At 72.9% G+C, this 16649-nt stretch carries 8 protein-coding genes; 6 read left to right on the top strand and 2 right to left on the bottom strand.

The annotated features are described in order from the left end of the window. Positions 1-75: 75 nt before the first annotated feature. A complete protein-coding gene (locus ACFYW3_RS01755) occupies positions 76-426 on the bottom strand; it encodes a nuclear transport factor 2 family protein (RefSeq protein WP_389385228.1) in 351 nt (116 codons plus the stop codon). Between the two features lie 196 nt (positions 427-622). Here ACFYW3_RS01755 and ACFYW3_RS01750 point away from each other — a divergent pair, with 196 nt between their 5' ends. Continuing rightward, positions 623-4054, top strand: coding sequence for a BTAD domain-containing putative transcriptional regulator (locus ACFYW3_RS01750; RefSeq protein ID WP_389385227.1), 3432 nt, complete (start codon positions 623-625; stop codon positions 4052-4054). Positions 4055-4082: 28 nt separating this feature from the next. Here the strand turns inward: ACFYW3_RS01750 and ACFYW3_RS01745 are convergent, their stop codons facing one another. After that, complete coding sequence (locus ACFYW3_RS01745; RefSeq protein WP_389385226.1) at positions 4083-4259, bottom strand: hypothetical protein; 177 nt, start codon at positions 4257-4259, stop codon at positions 4083-4085. Positions 4260-4529: 270 nt separating this feature from the next. Between ACFYW3_RS01745 and ACFYW3_RS01740 the strand changes: the two genes are divergently transcribed. From ACFYW3_RS01740 to ACFYW3_RS01720, 5 genes are all read left to right on the top strand, one after another. Next, a complete protein-coding gene (locus tag ACFYW3_RS01740; protein ID WP_389385225.1) occupies positions 4530-6164 on the top strand; it encodes a helix-turn-helix domain-containing protein in 1635 nt (544 codons plus the stop codon). A gap of 248 nt (positions 6165-6412) precedes the next feature. Beyond that, positions 6413-12805 carry an amino acid adenylation domain-containing protein gene (locus ACFYW3_RS01735; protein ID WP_389385224.1) on the top strand — a complete coding sequence of 2131 codons (6393 nt, stop codon included), beginning with the start codon at positions 6413-6415 and terminating at the stop codon, positions 12803-12805. A 32-nt stretch (positions 12806-12837) separates the two neighbouring features. Beyond that, a complete protein-coding gene (locus ACFYW3_RS01730) occupies positions 12838-13647 on the top strand; it encodes a thioesterase II family protein (RefSeq protein WP_389385610.1) in 810 nt (269 codons plus the stop codon). 95 nt (positions 13648-13742) lie between these two features. After that, a complete protein-coding gene (locus tag ACFYW3_RS01725) occupies positions 13743-14798 on the top strand; it encodes a TauD/TfdA family dioxygenase (RefSeq protein ID WP_389385223.1) in 1056 nt (351 codons plus the stop codon). Positions 14799-14803: 5 nt separating this feature from the next. Then, entirely contained in the window at positions 14804-16645 is a 1842-nt protein-coding gene (locus ACFYW3_RS01720) for an amino acid adenylation domain-containing protein (protein ID WP_389385222.1), read from the top strand. Positions 16646-16649 lie beyond the last annotated feature (4 nt).

The raw sequence follows: 16649 nt of genomic DNA, 5'->3' as shown, positions 1-16649 counted from the left end.
GGTGGGCGCGGCCCGGAGCGGGACGTACCGGTGCGGAGGGGGTCGAGCGTCATGTCCCGCGCGGAGAGGCCGTGTTCAGCGCCCCGACAGGCTCTGGCGCGGCGGGCCGCCGTAGTAGCGGCTGCAGGCGCGCAGCATGCCCTCCGCAGAGAGGGTGAACACGTCGACGAAGTCCCGTTGTTGGGGGTCGAGTCGGCCCATCGCCACCACGCAGTCCCCGTCGGCGACGATCCGTGTGATGTGGTGGCGGGTGCCCGGTACCGGCGGACGTTCCAGATCGGCGCCCAGGGCTCCCGCGTGCAGCAGTGATCCGTAGCCGTCGAGGTCTCCGGTGTCGAGGTAGTGGTAGGCCAGGCGTACGTGATCGACCCCGGAGTCGGTGACGACGCGGCTGGGCGGGACCCGCCCGGCGTGCCGACTGTTCATGGGAAGTCCTTTCATGCGGCCGCACCCCGACCGGTGCCGCAGGTCCACGGTGCCCGGGGGCCATAACCCGGTGCTATCCCCGCCCTATCACGGTTCACGCGCACGAAACCCCCACACCATGGACACCGGAGGGGTGTTCGGGGAGACTTGCCCAGCGCTCCACCCGTTCTCAGGCGTTGCCCCAGCTGGGAGACTCATGACTGTTTCGTCCGGCGGGGTGTTCCACACCCCGGACGCGGTGGTTTTCCGGATCCTCGGACCGTTACAGGTGACCGGCCGTGACGGGCCGGTGAGGATTCCCCCGGGGCGGCAGGAAGTCATTCTGGCCGCCCTGCTCCTTGAGGCGAACCGGGTGGTCAGCACCGACTACCTGGTCGATCTGATCTGGGACGACGAACCGCCGGACACGGCGCGCACCCAGGTGCAGATCTGTGTCTCGCGGTTGCGGAAGCTGTTCACGAAGGCGGCCATCGCCGCCGCGATCACGACGCGTCCTCCGGGGTACGTGCTCAAGACGGAGGGTGACCTCGTGGACGCGGCGCTGTTCGTGCGCAGGGTCGCGGACGCGCGGACCGCCGCACGACAGGGCGCCATGACCGAGTCGGTGGAACTCCTGCGATCGGCAGGAGAGTTGTGGCTGGGCGACTGTCTGAGCGGGGTGTCGAGCGAGACGTTGCGCAGCAAGGCACTCCAGTTGGACGAGGAGCGGCTGACGGCCGTGGAGACGCGGATCGAGTTGGATCTGGACCTGGGGCGTCACCATCAGCTCGTGGGCGAGATCCAGTTGTTGGTGCGGGTCCACCCGCTGCGGGAAAGGTTGCGCGGACAGTTGATGCTGGCCCTGTACCGGTCGGGCCGGCAGGCGGAGGCGTTGGAGAGCTACCGCGTCGGGCGCGACCTGCTGGTGGAGGAGCTGGGCCTGGAGCCCGGTGGGGCGCTGCGCAGGCTGGAGCGGGACATCCTGTCGGGTGCCGTTCCCCCGCCGCCGTCGGAGACCGGGCCGGCCACGCCCGCCGCGGGTGCCACGGGGGGCGACAGACCCGGCCCCGGCCGTGCGCCGGGTGGTGACCCCCGACCCGATCCGGCCGCAGGGGGTCATTTCGAGCAGCGCCGGGACCGGGATCGCGCCGACGAGGCCGGGGCGGCGATGACCGCGGCCGTGACCGCGCCCTCGACTCCCCCGATCGGCCCCGTACCGACCGGCCCCGTACCGACCGGCCTCGTACCGACCGGCCCCGTACCGACCGGCCGGGGCCCCGCCGATGCCGACCCGACCGAAGCGGCGGGGTACCGCGGGGCCACGACCGCCCGCGAGGAGGTCCCGCGTCAACTCCCGGCTGACACGTGCGACTTCGTCGGTGACGAGGAGCAGATGGCGCGGGTCGAACGGACGCTGCTCGGTGACGGGGATAGGCGAGCGGTGGGGCTCGCGGTGATCGTGGGCAAGCCCGGCACCGGGAAGTCCACGCTCGCCACGCACATCGCACACAGGCTGGGCGAAACCTCTTTCCCTGACGGGCAGTTGTACTGCGACCTGCGCGGTACGGGAACTCCGGCCACGTCCGGCGAGGTGCTGGGCCGGTTCCTGCGCGCGCTCGGCATCCCCGGGCCGGTGATCCCCGAATCGCAGGACGAGCGGGCGGAGATGTACCGGACGCTGCTGGCCGCGCGACGGGTCCTGGTCGTCCTCGACGACGCGGCGTCCGAGAGCCAGATCCGACCCCTGTTGCCCGGCAGCAACAGGTGTGCGGTGCTCGTCACCAGTCGGGTCCGCCTGACCGGGCTGCCCGGGGCGCACCGGGTCGAGCTCGACGTGATGGACACCGAGCGGGCGTTGGAACTGTTGGCGCGGGTCGTCGGCGGCGACCGCGTCGGCCGTGAGGCGGCGGCCGCGGAGGCTCTCGTACGGACGGTCGGCGGACTGCCCCTGGCCCTGCGGATCGTCGCGGCACGGCTCGCGGCCCGACCACACTGGCCGTTGTCCTCGATGGTGCACCGGCTCGCCAACGAACGGCACCGTCTGGACGAGCTGACCCACGGCGAGATGACCATGCGGGCCAGCCTCTGCCTCACCCATGACGGGCTCGCGGCGGAGGACCGCCGGCTGCTGCGCCTGTTGAGCCTGGCGCAGGGGCCCACCCTGCCGGGTTGGCTGGCGGGGGCGCTGCTGGACGACCGGCGCCCGTTCCCCTCGGACCTCCTCGAACCCCTGGTCGACGTACAGATGCTGGACGTCGTCGGCGTGGACTCCACCGGCGGCTTCCGCTACCGCTTCCACGAGATCATTCGGGTCTTCGCCCGGGAGCAGTTGGCCACGCACGACGATCCGGGCGCCCAGAAGACGGTCGTCGCCAGGATGCTCGGTGGCTGGCTGTCGCTGGCGGAACAGGCCCATCGGCGCATCTACGGCGGGGACTTCACGGTTCTGCACGGCACCGCTCCGCGCTGGGAACCGCCGGCCGCGTGCGTGGACGAGCTGCTGGTCGATCCGCTGGAATGGCTCGACAGCGAGCACGCGAACCTGGTGCAGGCCGTCGAGCACGCCGCCCGCGAGCAACAGGACGAGCTGTGCTGGGACCTGGCGACCACCCTGGCCACCCTCTTCGAAGGGCGCGGATACTTCGACGACTGGGAGCGTACGCACCAACTCGCCCTGGAGTCGGTCCGGTCGGCCGGGAACACGCGCGGCACGGCGGCGCTGCTGAGCTCGCTCGGGGTGCTGTACCTGGGCCGCAGCCAGAACGAGGAGTCCCGCACCGCCTTGACGACGGCGCTCGGGCTGTTCCGGGAGCTCGACGACCGGCAGGGCCTGGCGCTGTGCCACCGCGACCTTGCCCTGCTGGAGCGGATGCGGGGCGACGACGACCGCGCGCTCGGGCTGTACGACCGGGCGCTGCGGGATTTCGACCAGGTCGGTGACGTGGTGGGCCGGGCCATCGTCCTGACGCAGAGCGCGCACATCTGGATGCGGCGCGGGCAGGACTCGGCGGCGCAGAGCCGACTGGACGAGGCACTCGGCATCTACCGGTCCGTGGGCTACACGGGAGGTGAGGCACGGACCCTGCGCAGAGCCGGTCAGTTGTCGCAGAGCCGAGGTGAACACGAGCGTGCGGTGCGGACGTTCACGGAGGTGTTGGAGCTCTGCCGCGCGAGCGGGGACCTGATCGGCGAGGGACACCTGCTGCGGGACCTGGGGCACGCGCACGTGGAGATGGGCCGGGGTGAGGCGGCCCGGGGCTTCTACGCCCAGGCGCTGTCCGTGCGGGACCAGATGATGGACCACGGCGGCGCGGCGCTGGTGCGCCTCGACCTGGCGCGGCTGCTGGCCGCGAGCGGAAGCTCCGGGGAGCGGTCGCGTTCCCGCGAGTTGCTGGAGACGGCGGTACGGGCCTTCCGCGAGCGTCGGATGACGGCGGAGCTTGCCGAGGCGGAGGGGATGCTGGGAATCGGCGCGGGTACTGCTGCCGTCACCGTCATCGGTTCGGCGGGAGGTACGCCGGGCGGTACGGCCTCGGGTCCCGGTGTCGGGGGCGGTTCCTCGGCCGGGCCGGTGCACGGGCCGGCCATCACGGCCCTGACGGCTCGGGCGGTGCACGCGCCGGCGGCGGAGTCCGCCGCCGAGGTCTGACCGGCCGTCGTTCCCGAGCGGCGGGGCGTCAGTCCCACGGGTTGGTGTTGGTGGAGGCGCCCGCCGCAGCCGCACTGTGCGAGGCGCCGGCGACCGCGGTGAGGCCGGCCGGGTCGGCGGCGTGGGCGGCCTGGGTCCCGAGGGTGGCGACTCCGGCGATGGCGACGGTGACGAGGGCGGCGCGGAAGGCGTGGGTGACGCTCATGTCGGGGTCCTTTCATCGGTGCGCTCCGGTGGTTCCGGGGCGCTTCCTGCTTTCTGGACCTCACGTTAGGAACGGCCGGAATCCCCGGACCGGCCCCGCTCCTATCGCCCCGCTATCACCGTTGGCCCGCGCTTTCCCGGCCCGGTGATAGCGGCGCCCGGCCGTCGGACGATGCCCGCGCGATAGCGCGCTGCCGACGATGGGAACAGGAACCGGGCGCATCACCCCAGGCCCGCCCGTTCCCCCACCACCGCAGCCGGGAGCGCCCACATGACAGCTCACACGACCGCTCGCAGCGCCGCCCACCCGAACCCGCACGACGCCCCGTACGGGACGCACGGCGCGCGGGACCCGTTCAGCCCGCTCGGCACGCACGAGACCCACGGCACCCACGGCGCCCACGGCACCCACGGCACCCACGGCACCCACGAGACCCATGGCTCTGACGACACCCACAGCACCCACGACACCCACAACGCCCACGGCACCCCCCACACCGGCGGCACGCCCGACGCACGCGAACCCGAGGGCGGGGCGGTGCGGGAGGCCTCCCGGGTGGGGGCCCTCATCAGAGGGCACCGGCTGCGCATCGGCATGACCCAGCGGGAGCTGGCCGACCTGTCGACGATCAGCGTGCGGGCCATCCGCGATCTGGAGCAGGGCAAGGCGAGACGTCCCCGCCCCGACACGGTGCGGCTGATGGCGGAGGCGCTGCGGCTGGGCCCGCGGGCCCGGGCGGCGTTGGAGGCGGCCGCGCAGCAGGGCCGGCCGGGCGGGCAGGGGTGGTGGACGGAGCCGCCCGCGCCGCCGACGGCCCTGCACGCGATCCTGGGCCGGGATGCCGAGGCGGGTTTACTGGAGCGGGAGTTGGGGTCGGGCGCGGAGCGGCTGGCGCACGTGGTGGGGCTCGCCGGGGTGGGCAAGACCCGGTTGGCGCTGGAGGTGGCGGATCGGTTGCACCGAGCGGGGACGCCGGTGCTGTGGCACGCCTTTCCCGGCGCCACGGCGGACTATCTGACGTCCGGGGAAGGCACGGTGTCGGCCCGAGCGGCTGCCGCCGCGGCCCGACTGTGGACCGCCGCGGACCCGGCTTCCGCCGTCCGTGCCGCGCACGGCCCCGGAGGCGGGGGCGGCGATCCGGAGGGCGCGGAGGCCGTGTCGGCGCTCGCGGAACTCCTGGGCGACAGGGCCGCGTTACTGGTCCTCGACGGCGCTCCCGAGGATCCGCCCCGGTTCGGCCTGTTGACGGCGCTGCTGCGGGCCTGCCCCGGCCTGCGGCTGCTGGTCACCTCGGACCGGCCGTGGGAGATACCGGGCGAGCGGATCTTCCTGCTCTCCCCTCCGGCGGTGCCGGCCGAGGGAACCGTCGATCGCGCCGCCCCGGCCGTGCGGGTGTTCCTGGACCACGCCCGGAGGGTTCGGCCCGGGTTCGGTGCGACGTCGGCGGATCTGGAGCGGACGGCGTGGATCTGCCGCCGCCTGGACGGCCATCCGGGAGCGCTCGCCGCGGCCGCGTCCTGGCTGGTGCTGTGCGATCTCGACGCCCTGTGCCGGAGCCTGGACGCCGACCCGGCGGCCCACCTCGACCACCTCGGCGGGGGCGAGGGCACGGGGCGTCTACGGGCGGCGTTGGACGCGCTGACGGACCGGCTCACGCCCGGCGCGCGAGGTCTGTTGGAGGCGCTCTGCGCCGGTGGCGGGCCCGACGACGAGTTCACGCTGACCGGGATCACCGCACTGACCGGCCGCGACCTGCCGAGCTCCGGGCGGCTGCTGCGGGAGCTGCTGATCAGCGGGGCCGTACGAGCCGCGCACGAGGGCGACGGTTCGCGCTTCCGGGTGCTGGGCCTGGTCCGGACCGCCTGCCGGGCCCGGGCGGTCGGCTCCGTCGCCGCCGCCTCCTGACTGCTGCCGGAGTGCCGGAGTGCCGGAGTGCCGGAGCAACTGCTGCCGGAGTGCCGGAGCAACTGCCGCCCGGGCCGGCGCGCCGCGGGTTGGATGACGTACGGCCGGACGACCACCCCGACGACCATCCGACGACCGCCCGACGACCATCCGACGACCGCCCGATGAGTCCCGGACGACCACCCGACAGCCCCGGCGCGCGTCGGCGCCCGCGGTCCGCCTCGGCAACGATTCCTAGGAGCATCCGCATGTCCCCGAAGGCCTCTGAACAGGGCACCGCGCACGGGCCCGCCGCTGTGCGGCTGCCCCTGTCGGCGGCGCAGCGCGACATCTGGATGGCCCATGGGCTGGACGCCACGGGCTGCCGCTACAACATCGGGGAGTACCGGGAGGTCCTGGGCGCCCTGGATCCCGAGGCACTCGCCGGCGCCTGGTACCAACTCGCCCGGGAGGCCGACGTCCTGCGGATCCGGGGTACGGGATCGGACGAGCACGGCGGCCTGTGGCAGCTCGTTCACCCCGAACCGGTGGGCCGACGGCTGGAGTTCGTGGATCTCGGCGGTGAACCGGATCCCGCCGCCGCGGCCCGCGCGTGGATGGCGGCGGAACTGGCCCGGCCCTTCGACCTCGCCGAGGACTGGTTGACCCGGCACGCCCTCATCCGGCTGGGCGGGGAGCGGTGGTTCTACTTCCACGCCTTCCACCACCTCGCGATCGACGGCATGGGGGTGGCCCTGCTCGACCAGCGTCTGGTGGAGCTGTACGCGGCGGTTTCCGCGGGGGAGCCCTGGGGACCGAGCCCGTTCGGGGCGCTGTCGGACGTGCTGGCCGAGGACGCGGCGTACCGGACCTCCGAGGAGGGGGCCGCCGACCGGGCACACTGGGCCGCGCACCTCGCCGACCTGCCCGCGACCCCGCGGCTCGGGGAGGGACACACCGGCCGTACGGCGCCGGGCGCGCTGCCCTTCGTCCGTCGGACCGTGGTGCTGTCCCCCGATCGGGCGGACCGGCTGCGCGAAGTGGCCCGCGAGCACCGGGCGCCGTGGACGATGCTGGTGATCTCGCTGGTGGCGGCGTACACGCACCGGGTGAGCGGGAGTCCGGAGACGGTGTTGGGGCTGCCGGTCACGGGCCGGCGGACCGAACTCGCGCGGCGCACCCCGGGGATGCTGTCGAACGTGGTCCCGCTGCGGGTGCGGGTCGCGGCCGACGGGTCGCTCGCCGAGCTGTTGGCCTCCGTCGTCGCGGAGACCCGGCAGGGTCTGCGACACCAGCGCACCCGGTACGAGGACATGTGCCGTGACCTGGGTCTGGGCGAGACCGAGCGGCGGATCACGGCCCCGCTCGTCAACATCATGGCGTTCACGCCGGGGATGCGCTTCTGCGGGTTCCCCACCACTCAGCACAACCTGGGCAACGGGCCCGTCGAGGACCTGGCGGTCGGCGTGTACGACCTCGGTCCGCGGGGCGGGTTGCGCATCGACTTCGACGCGGCGCCGGAGGTGTGCGACATCGAGGCCGTGGCCGGTCATCAGGACCGGTTCCTGCACTTCGTGGAGCAGGCCGTGAATGGCTTCCGACTCCCCTTGTCCCAGGTCGAGTTGTTGGGCGGGGTGGAGCGGCGGCAGGTGGTGGAGGAGTGGACGGGTACCCGTGCCGAGATCGGCGAGGCGACCCTCACGGACCGTTTCGAGGAACAGGCACGGCTACGGCCCGAGGCCCCGGCGGTGCTCTTCGGCGGCCGGGAACTCACCTACGGGGAGCTCAACACCCGAGCCAACCAGCTCGCCCACCACCTCACCGCGCGGGGACTGGGCCGAGGCGACCTGGCCGGCATCCTCCTCGACCGCGGACTCGACTTCGCCGTCGCCGTCCTCGCCGTCGTCAAGACCGGCGCCGGCTACGCCCTCCTGGACCCCGAGTTCCCCGACGAACGCCTCTCCCGCACCGCACACGACGCCACCATCCGCACACTCGTCACCGACACCCGACAGGGCTCACGGATCAGCGGCCCCTGGACCACCACGCGAACCGACGCCGACCACACCACCATCGCCGGCCGACAGTCCGGAAACCTCGGCGTGCCCCTCGCCCCGGCCGACACCGCCTGCGTGATGTTCACCTCGGGATCCACCGGACGCCCCAAAGGCATCCTCTCCACCCACCGCAACCTGGTCTCCACCCTCACCGCCCAGACCTACGCCCACTTCGGCCCCGACGAAACCTTCCTCCAATGCTCCCCCGTCTCCTGGGACGCCTTCAGCCTCGAATTCTGGGGAGCACTGCTCCACGGCGGAAGCACCGTCCTCCAACCCGGCCAACGCCCCGACCCCACCGTCATCTCGGCCCTGGCCCGGCAACACGCCGTCACCATGCTCCAACTCTCCTCCAGCCTCTTCAACCACCTCACCGACGAACACCCGGACACGTTCGCGAAGACCCGGATCGTCTACACGGGTGGCGAGCCCGCCTCCCCCACGCACGTCCACCGGCTCCACCTGTCACACCCCCACCTCACCATCACCAACGGCTACGGCCCCGCCGAGTCGATGGGGTTCACCACCACCCACACCATCGAACCCACCACCGAGCCACCCACCGGCACGGTCCCGATCGGCCGCCCGCTCACCAACAAGCACGCCTACGTGCTGGACGTGCGGCTGCGCCCGGTCCCGCACGGCACCACGGGCGAGCTGTACCTGACGGGCGACGGCCTCGCCCACGGCTACCTCGCCCAACCCACCACGACCGCCACCCACTTCATACCCCACCCCTTCGGCCCACCCGGCTCACGCCTCTACCGCACCGGCGACCAGGCCCACTGGGACACCGCCGGAAACCTGCACTACACAGGACGCACCGACACCCAGATCAAGATCCGCGGCTTCCGCATCGAACCCACCGAGATCGAAACCGTCCTCACCACCCATCCCCTCGTCAACCAGGCCACGCTGGTCCACGCCGACGAACGGCTGACGGCGTACGTGACCCTCACGTCCGGGACACGGCCCGCGCCCGGCCCGGGTGATCTGAAGGCGTGGTTGCGCGAGCGGCTGCCCGATCACATGGTCCCCGCACGGTTCGCCGTCCTCGACCGGCTGCCGCTCACTCCCAACGGCAAGATCGACCGGCGGGCGCTGCCGGCCGTGGAGGCGCTCCCGGCCGTCGGGGGGCGGGCGCCGCGCAGTGAGCTGGAGGAGGTCGTCAGGACGCTGGTCGGCGAGGTGCTCGGTTCGTCCGTCCCCCTGTCCATGGACGACGACTTCTTCGACCACGGCGGCCACTCGCTCCTCGCCGCCCGCCTCACCAACCGGATCGGCGCCACCCTCGGGGTGACCCTCACGCTGCGGGACGTCTTCCGGCACCCGACCCCGGCCGCCCTCGCCCGGCGGGTCGAGGATGCCGGGCCGCGGCCCGCCCTGCCGCCGCTGACCCGTGTCGAGGAACGCCCGGAGCACCTGCCCCTGTCCTTCGCCCAGCAGCGGCTCTGGCTGGTGGAGGCACTGGGCGGGCGGGGAACCTCGTACAACGTTCCGTTGGCGGTCCGGCTGGAGGGCCGACCGGATTCCGACGCGTTGCGGGAGGCGTTCGGGGACCTCGTCGCCCGCCATGAGCCGCTCCGGACCCGGTTCGCCACCGCGGAGGGACATCCGTACCAGGTCATCGACCCGCTTCCGGTCACGCCCGTCTTCGAGGTGCGCGACGTTACGGCGGAGCGTCTGGACGCCGAACTGCTCGCGGCGGCCGGCCACTCCTTCGATCTGACGGCCGAACACCCCTTGCGTGTCACGCTTTTGCGGACGGAGAGCGGGGACTGCGCGCTCCTCGTCCTGCTGCACCACATCGCCACCGACGGCCAGTCGCTCGGGCCGCTCTTCGCGGACCTCTCCTCTGCCTACGCGGCCCGACTCGAAGGCCGGTCGCCCGACCGGGATCCGCTGCCCGTCACCTACACCGACTACGCCCTCTGGCAGCGCACCGCCCTCACCGGACGGCCGCTCCATGAACAACTCGCCTACTGGAAGACCGCGTTGGCCGGGCTCCCGGAGGAGCTCGCGCTGGTCCATGACCGGCCCGCGCCGGCCACCGCCGGGCAGCGCGGGGGTGTGGTCCGAGTGGATTTCGGAGCCGAACTCCATCATCGAGTCGTGGAGTTGGCGCGGGTCGAACGCTGCACCCCGTTCATGGTCGTACAGGCCGCGCTCGCCGCGACCCTGACCCGCTCGGGTGCGGGGAGCGACATCCCGATCGGGTCGCCGGTCGCCGGTCGGTCGGACGAGGCGCTGTCGGCGCTGGTGGGATTCTTCGTCAACACCCTCGTACTGCGTACCGACACCTCCGGTGATCCGGAGTTCCGTGAGTTGTTGGCCCGGGTCCGCAGCGCCGACCTGGATGCCTTCGCCCATCAGGACGCCCCCTTCGACCTGGTGCTGGAGGCCGTGAACCCGGCGCGCTCCCTGGCCCGGCACCCGCTGTTCCAGGTCTGCCTGGCATTGGAGTCGGGTCCGTCGGTCGTGCCGAAGCTGCCGGGGTTGCTCGCCGGGCCGGTCGAGCCGCTGGCGACCGGCGCGGTCAAGTTCGACCTGGAGTTCCTGCTGCGGGCCGACGAGGAGCGGGGTCTGACGGGCGCCGTGCTCTACCGCCGCGACCTGTACGAGCAGGCGACCGTCGAGCGTCTCGTCGCGAGGGTGCGCCGCGCGCTGGAGCAGGCGACGGCCGGGCCGCGTACGCGGCTGTCGGAGCTGGAGCTGCTCGGGGAGGTGGAGCGGCGGCAGGTGGTGGAGGAGTGGACGGGTACCCGTGCGGAGATCGGCGAGGCGACCCTCACGGACCGTTTCGAGGAACAGGCACGGCTACGGCCCGAGGCCCCGGCGGTGCTCTTCGGCGGCCGGGAACTCACCTACGGCGAACTCAACACCCGCGCCAACCAGCTCGCCCACCACCTCACCGCGCAGGGACTGGGCCGAGGCGACCTGGCCGGCATCCTCCTCGACCGCGGACTCGACTTCGCCGTCGCCGTCCTCGCCGTCGTCAAGACCGGCGCCGGCTACGCCCTACTGGACCCCGAGTTCCCCGACGAACGCCTCTCCCGCACCGCACACGACGCCACCATCCGCGTGCTCGTCACCGACACCCGACAGGGCTCACGGATCAGCGGCCCCTGGACCACCACGCGAACCGACGCCGACCACACCACCATCGCCGACCGACAGTCCGGAAACCTCGGCGTGCCCCTCGCCCCGGCCGACACCGCCTGCGTGATGTTCACCTCGGGATCCACCGGACGCCCCAAAGGCATCCTCTCCACCCACCGCAACCTGGTCTCCACCCTCACCGCCCAGACCTACGCCCACTTCGGCCCCGACGAAACCTTCCTCCAATGCTCCCCCGTCTCCTGGGACGCCTTCAGCCTCGAATTCTGGGGAGCACTGCTCCACGGCGGAAACACCGTCCTCCAACCCGGCCAACGCCCCGACCCCACCCTCATCTCGGCCCTGGCCCGGCAACACGCCGTCACCATGCTCCAACTCTCCTCCAGCCTCTTCAACCACCTCACCGACGAACACCCCGAGACCTTCACCACCACGCGGATCGTCTACACCGGAGGCGAGCCCGCCTCCCCCACCCACGTCCACCGACTCCACCTCGCCCACCCGGGCATCACCATCACCAACGGCTACGGCCCCGCCGAGTCGATGGGGTTCACCACCACCCACACCATCGAACCCACCGCCGAGCCCACCGTCACCGTCTCGATCGGCCGCCCGCTCACCAACAAGCACGCCTACGTCCTCGACGCCCACCTCAGGCCGACTCCGGCCGGCACCGTCGGCGAGCTGTACCTGACGGGCGACGGCCTCGCCCACGGCTACCTCGCCCAACCCACCACGACCGCCTCCCACTTCATACCCCACCCCTTCGGCCCGCCCGGCTCACGCCTCTACCGCACCGGCGACCAGGCCCACTGGGACACCGCCGGAAACCTGCACTACACAGGACGCACCGACACCCAGATCAAGATCCGCGGCTTCCGCATCGAACCCACCGAGATCGAAACCGTCCTCACCACCCATCCCCTCATCGCCCAGGCGACCCTCGCGACCCACCAGGACCACCGCAACACCCCTCAACTGACGGCGTACGTGGTGACGACCGGGGAGCTGACCGCGCAGGACGTGCGCCTGTGGCTGCGCACGCTCCTGCCCGACCACATGGTCCCGGCCTTCGTCGTCCCGCTCGACCGGCTGCCGCTGACCCCCAACGGCAAGATCGACAAGACCGCGCTGCCCCAACCCCAGGCCGTGACCACGCCCGGTGGACGGGCCCCGCGCACACCGCTCGAAGAGTCCGTGCGGAACTGGTTCGGCGAGGCCCTCGGCACCCCCTCCCCGCTGTCCATCGACGACAACTTCTTCGACCACGGCGGCCACTCGCTCCTCGCCGCCCGCCTCACCAACCGGATCGGCGCAGCCCACGGGGTCACCCTCACCCTGCGCGACATCTTCCAGCACCCCACTCCCGCCGCCCTCGCCCAGCACGTCGAGGCCCTGACGGCCCCGGCCGGGCCCGCGGCCGCGCCGAGGCGCGGCCGGCCCGCGCTGCGGCAGCGCACCCCCGATCAGGAACGGACTTCCTCATGAACGGCGTGAACGACATGAACGAGGTGGACGACATGCACGGCACACACGACGACGACCGGTCACCGGCCTTCACCCCCGCGCCCGACGACGTGGTCTGGGACCTGCCCGGCGAGGGCGAGCAGCGGACCTCGCTGCTGGTCCTCCCGCACGCCGGCGGCAACGCGCACGCGTACGCCGAGTGGCGCGCGCACCTGCCGGCCGACGTGCGCCTGCTGATCGGCCAGTACCCGGGGCGCGGAGCCCGCTTCGCGGAGGACCTTCCGCGCGACGTCGCCGATCTCGCCGGCCCGGTGGTGGCGGCCCTGCCGGCCGGGGCCACCGACGACCTGGTGGTGCTGGGGCACAGCATGGGTTCGCTCGTGGCCTTCGAGGTCGTGCGCGCCCTCCAGGCGGCCGGCCGTACCCCTCGAGCGCTGGTCGCCTCGGCCTGCCGGGCGCCGTTCCTCGCGAACCCGGCCGCCGTACATCCGGAACTCCTGGACGACGACGCGTTGGTGGCCGCCATCAAGCAGCGCGGTGGCACCGACGACGGAATCCTCGACGAGCCGGAGCTCCGGGAGATCATCCTGCCGGCCATCCGGGCCGACTTCGCGATCGACGACGTGTACCGCTGCGAGGAGTCGGCCGCCCGGGTGGACTGCCCGGTGACGGTGATCGGCGGCGACGCCGACCCGGTCGCGCCCGCCCCGGCGCTGGGCAACTGGGCGCGGATCACCGACCGGGGGTTCACCTCGCACGTGCTGCCGGGCGGCCACTTCTACTTCCAGCAGCGGTTGCCGGAGTTCTTCGCCGTACTGGCCTCGGTCGTCGACGGGCACGTGCAGGCCCCGACCGCCGCCTGACCCGCGCCCCGGCCCCACACCACCGCGCCCGCCCGTCCCCGGCCCGTGACCCGCCCTTCCCCGTTCTTTCGTTCCGCACCCTTGAAGGACTCCTCATGACCCTGACCACAGTGGCCCACGCTCAGGTCTCCGCCGGGATCACCCCGGTCCGCGAACCCGGCAGGCCCGTCGTCGTCCACACGCCCGCCGGCGCCGACCTGGAGACCTCCGTCGCCTGGCTGACCACCCACCGGGAGGCGATACAGGCCGAGTTGTACCGCTCGGGCGCCGTCCTGCTGCGCGGATTGCCCGTCACCGACGCGGCCTCGTTCGCCGTCGCGCGGGACGCCCTGATCCGGCAGCGGGCCGGCTACAAGGAGAAGGCCACGCCGCGCACCGACTTCGGCGAGGGCGTCTTCTCCTCCACCGATCTGCCGGCCGTGCAGCCGATCCGGTTGCACAACGAGAACAGCTACACCCTCGACTTCCCCGGCGTGCTGCTGTTCGGCTGCGTGATCGCTCCCGAGGAGGGCGGCGCGACCACCGTCGGGGACATGCGGGAGGCGCTGCGTCTGCTGCCGCCGGAGCTGGTCGAGCGGTTCGAGCGGGCCGGCTGGCTGCTGGTGCGCAACTACTCCGAACTGGCGGGCCTGCCCTGGTACAAGACCTTCGCGACCGAGGACAAGGCCGTGGCGGAGGCGTACTGCGAGGAGAACACGGTCGGCTACGAGTGGGTCGACGACGGGGACTCGATGATCACCCGGCAGCGGCGTTCGGCGATCGTCACGCACCCGGTGACCGGTGAGCGCACCTGGTTCAACCACTTCGCGTTCTGGAACAGCCGGACCCTGGACCCCGATGTCCGCGAGGTGCTGGTGGAGACGTACGGCGAGGACGGGCTGCCCTTCAACACCTACCTGGGGGACGGGTCCCGACTGACCGACGCCGAGGTGGACGCGATCAACGCCGTCTACGACCGGGTGACCGTACGGGAGACCTGGCAGGCCGGCGATCTGATGATCGTCGACAACATCCTGTGCGCTCACGGCCGCGAGGCCTTCAAGGGAGACCGGAAGATCCTCGTCGCGATGGGCGAACCGGTCGCCCTCGCCGACTGCGCCCCGGCCACCCGGCCGTCCACCACCGTCCACAGCGCGCCCGCCGGGGAGTGATCGCCGTGACCGCCGTCCTTCCCGAGCGCCCGAGCACCCTCGCGGCGCGTCCCGAGCCGCTCGCCGCGCCCGACCTGCTGGACCTGCTGGACCGGCTCGCCCTGGTGCCCGCCGCGCGGACCGCCGTCGTCGCGGGCGATCGGGCGCTGAGCTTCGGCACCCTGCGCGCCCAGGCGATGCGGGTCGCCGGCCGGCTCGCCGAGCGGGGCATCGGCCCGGAGAGCGTGGTCGCCCTGTGCCTGCCGCGCGGCACGGAGCTGGTCGCCGCGCTGCTCGGCACCCTGTGCGCGGGGGCCGCGTACCTTCCCGTGGATCCGAGGCTGCCCGCCGAGCGGCGCCGGTACCTCGTCGAGGACGCGGGGGCCGACCTGGTGGTCACCACGTCCGACCTGGAGCCGATCGTCGAGGGGACGCCGCACCTGGCGGTGGCCGCCCTGACGGCGCCCGGCCCCCGGGACCGCCCGTTCGCGCCGGTCGCCGTGTCCCCCGAGACCCTCGCCTACGTCATCTACACCTCGGGTTCCACGGGCCGGCCCAAGGGCGTCGAGATCGTACGGGGCGCCGCGTCCGCGCTGCTGGCCGAGTTGGAGGACGCCGGCATCGCGGTCACCGAGGGCGGGCGGGTCGGCTGGAACGCCTCGCCGTCCTTCGACGCCTCCGTGCAGCAGTGGGTGCGGGTCTGCCGCGGCGACACCCTGGTCATGATCGACGAGGAGACGCGTGCGGACCCGGCGCTGCTGGCCCGGCTGATCGACGAGCAGGCCCTGACCGATCTCGACATCACGCCCTCGCACGCCGATCCGCTGCTGGACCTGCTCACCGCGGACGGCGGGCCGCGCCCGCTGACCCTGCTCGTGGGCGGTGAGGCGATCGGCCCCGCGCTGTGGCGTCGGCTCGCCGAGCGCGGTGCGGCCGGGGTGCTGCGGACGGTGAACCTGTACGGGCCCACCGAGTGCACGGTGGACTCCACGGCGGGTTGGGTGGACGGGGCGGACGAGCCGCACATCGGGACCGTCCTGCCCGGCCTGCGGATGCGGGTGCTCGACGGGCGGCTGGAGCCGGTGGCCGAGGGCGAGAGCGGCGAACTGTACCTGGCGGGGCCCCGGGTGGGGCGCGGCTACCGGCGCCGGCCGGGGTTGACGGCGGAGCGGTTCGTCGCCGACCCGGGGGGCTCGGGTGAGCGGATGTACCGCACGGGCGACCTGGTGCGGCTGCTGCCGGACGGCCGGCTGGGCTACCTCGGCCGGGCCGACGGGCAGATCAAGCTGCGCGGCCACCGGATCGAACTCCGGGAAGTCGAGGCGGCGTTGGCAGCGCTGCCGGGGATCGCCGAGGCCGTGGTGCTGCTGCGGGAGGAGGTGCACGGGGCGCCGGGGCTGGTGGCCTACCACCGGGGCGTGGAGCCGGTCGCCGAGGCGGCGCTGCGCTCGGCGCTGGCCGCCGCGCTGCCCGCGTACATGGTTCCGTCGGCCTTCGTGCCCGTGGACCGCTTCCCGACCACGCCCAACGGGAAGATCGATCGGGCGGCGCTGCCGGCGCCCGCCGTGTCGGCCTCCCCGCAGTCGCCGCCGGCCACCGGCGGGCTGACCCCCTCGCAGGAGCTGATCGCGGGTGTCTGGGCGGCCGTGCTGGGCGCCTCGCGGATCGGCCCGGACGACAACTTCTTCAAGTTGGGCGGCCATTCACTGCTCGCGATCAAGCTGGTGTCGCGGGTCCGCGCGGAGCTGGGCGTCTCCCTCCCGGTGAAGGCCGTGTACGCCAACCCGCGCCTGCGGGACCTGGCCTCCCACATCGACACGCTCGTCGCGGCCGCCGCAGGTCCGGCCCCGTCGGGCCAGGACGGCTGAGGAC

The sequence above is a fragment of the Streptomyces sp. NPDC002602 genome (genome assembly GCF_042889445.1).
Taxonomy (GTDB): Bacteria; Actinomycetota; Actinomycetes; order Streptomycetales; family Streptomycetaceae; genus Streptomyces.
This window is presented reverse-complemented; position numbering and strand designations above follow the sequence as displayed.

Excerpts from the sequence above, each read along its gene's own strand:
- ACFYW3_RS01755 (WP_389385228.1), bottom strand. The coding sequence starts at position 426 with ATGAACAGTCGGCACGCCGGGCGGGTCCCGCCCAGCCGCGTCGTCACC.
- ACFYW3_RS01750 (WP_389385227.1), top strand. The coding sequence starts at position 623 with ATGACTGTTTCGTCCGGCGGGGTGTTCCACACCCCGGACGCGGTGGTT.
- ACFYW3_RS01745 (WP_389385226.1), bottom strand. The coding sequence starts at position 4,259 with ATGAGCGTCACCCACGCCTTCCGCGCCGCCCTCGTCACCGTCGCCATC.
- ACFYW3_RS01740 (WP_389385225.1), top strand. The coding sequence starts at position 4,530 with ATGACAGCTCACACGACCGCTCGCAGCGCCGCCCACCCGAACCCGCAC.
- ACFYW3_RS01735 (WP_389385224.1), top strand. The coding sequence starts at position 6,413 with ATGTCCCCGAAGGCCTCTGAACAGGGCACCGCGCACGGGCCCGCCGCT.
- ACFYW3_RS01730 (WP_389385610.1), top strand. The coding sequence starts at position 12,838 with ATGCACGGCACACACGACGACGACCGGTCACCGGCCTTCACCCCCGCG.
- ACFYW3_RS01725 (WP_389385223.1), top strand. The coding sequence starts at position 13,743 with ATGACCCTGACCACAGTGGCCCACGCTCAGGTCTCCGCCGGGATCACC.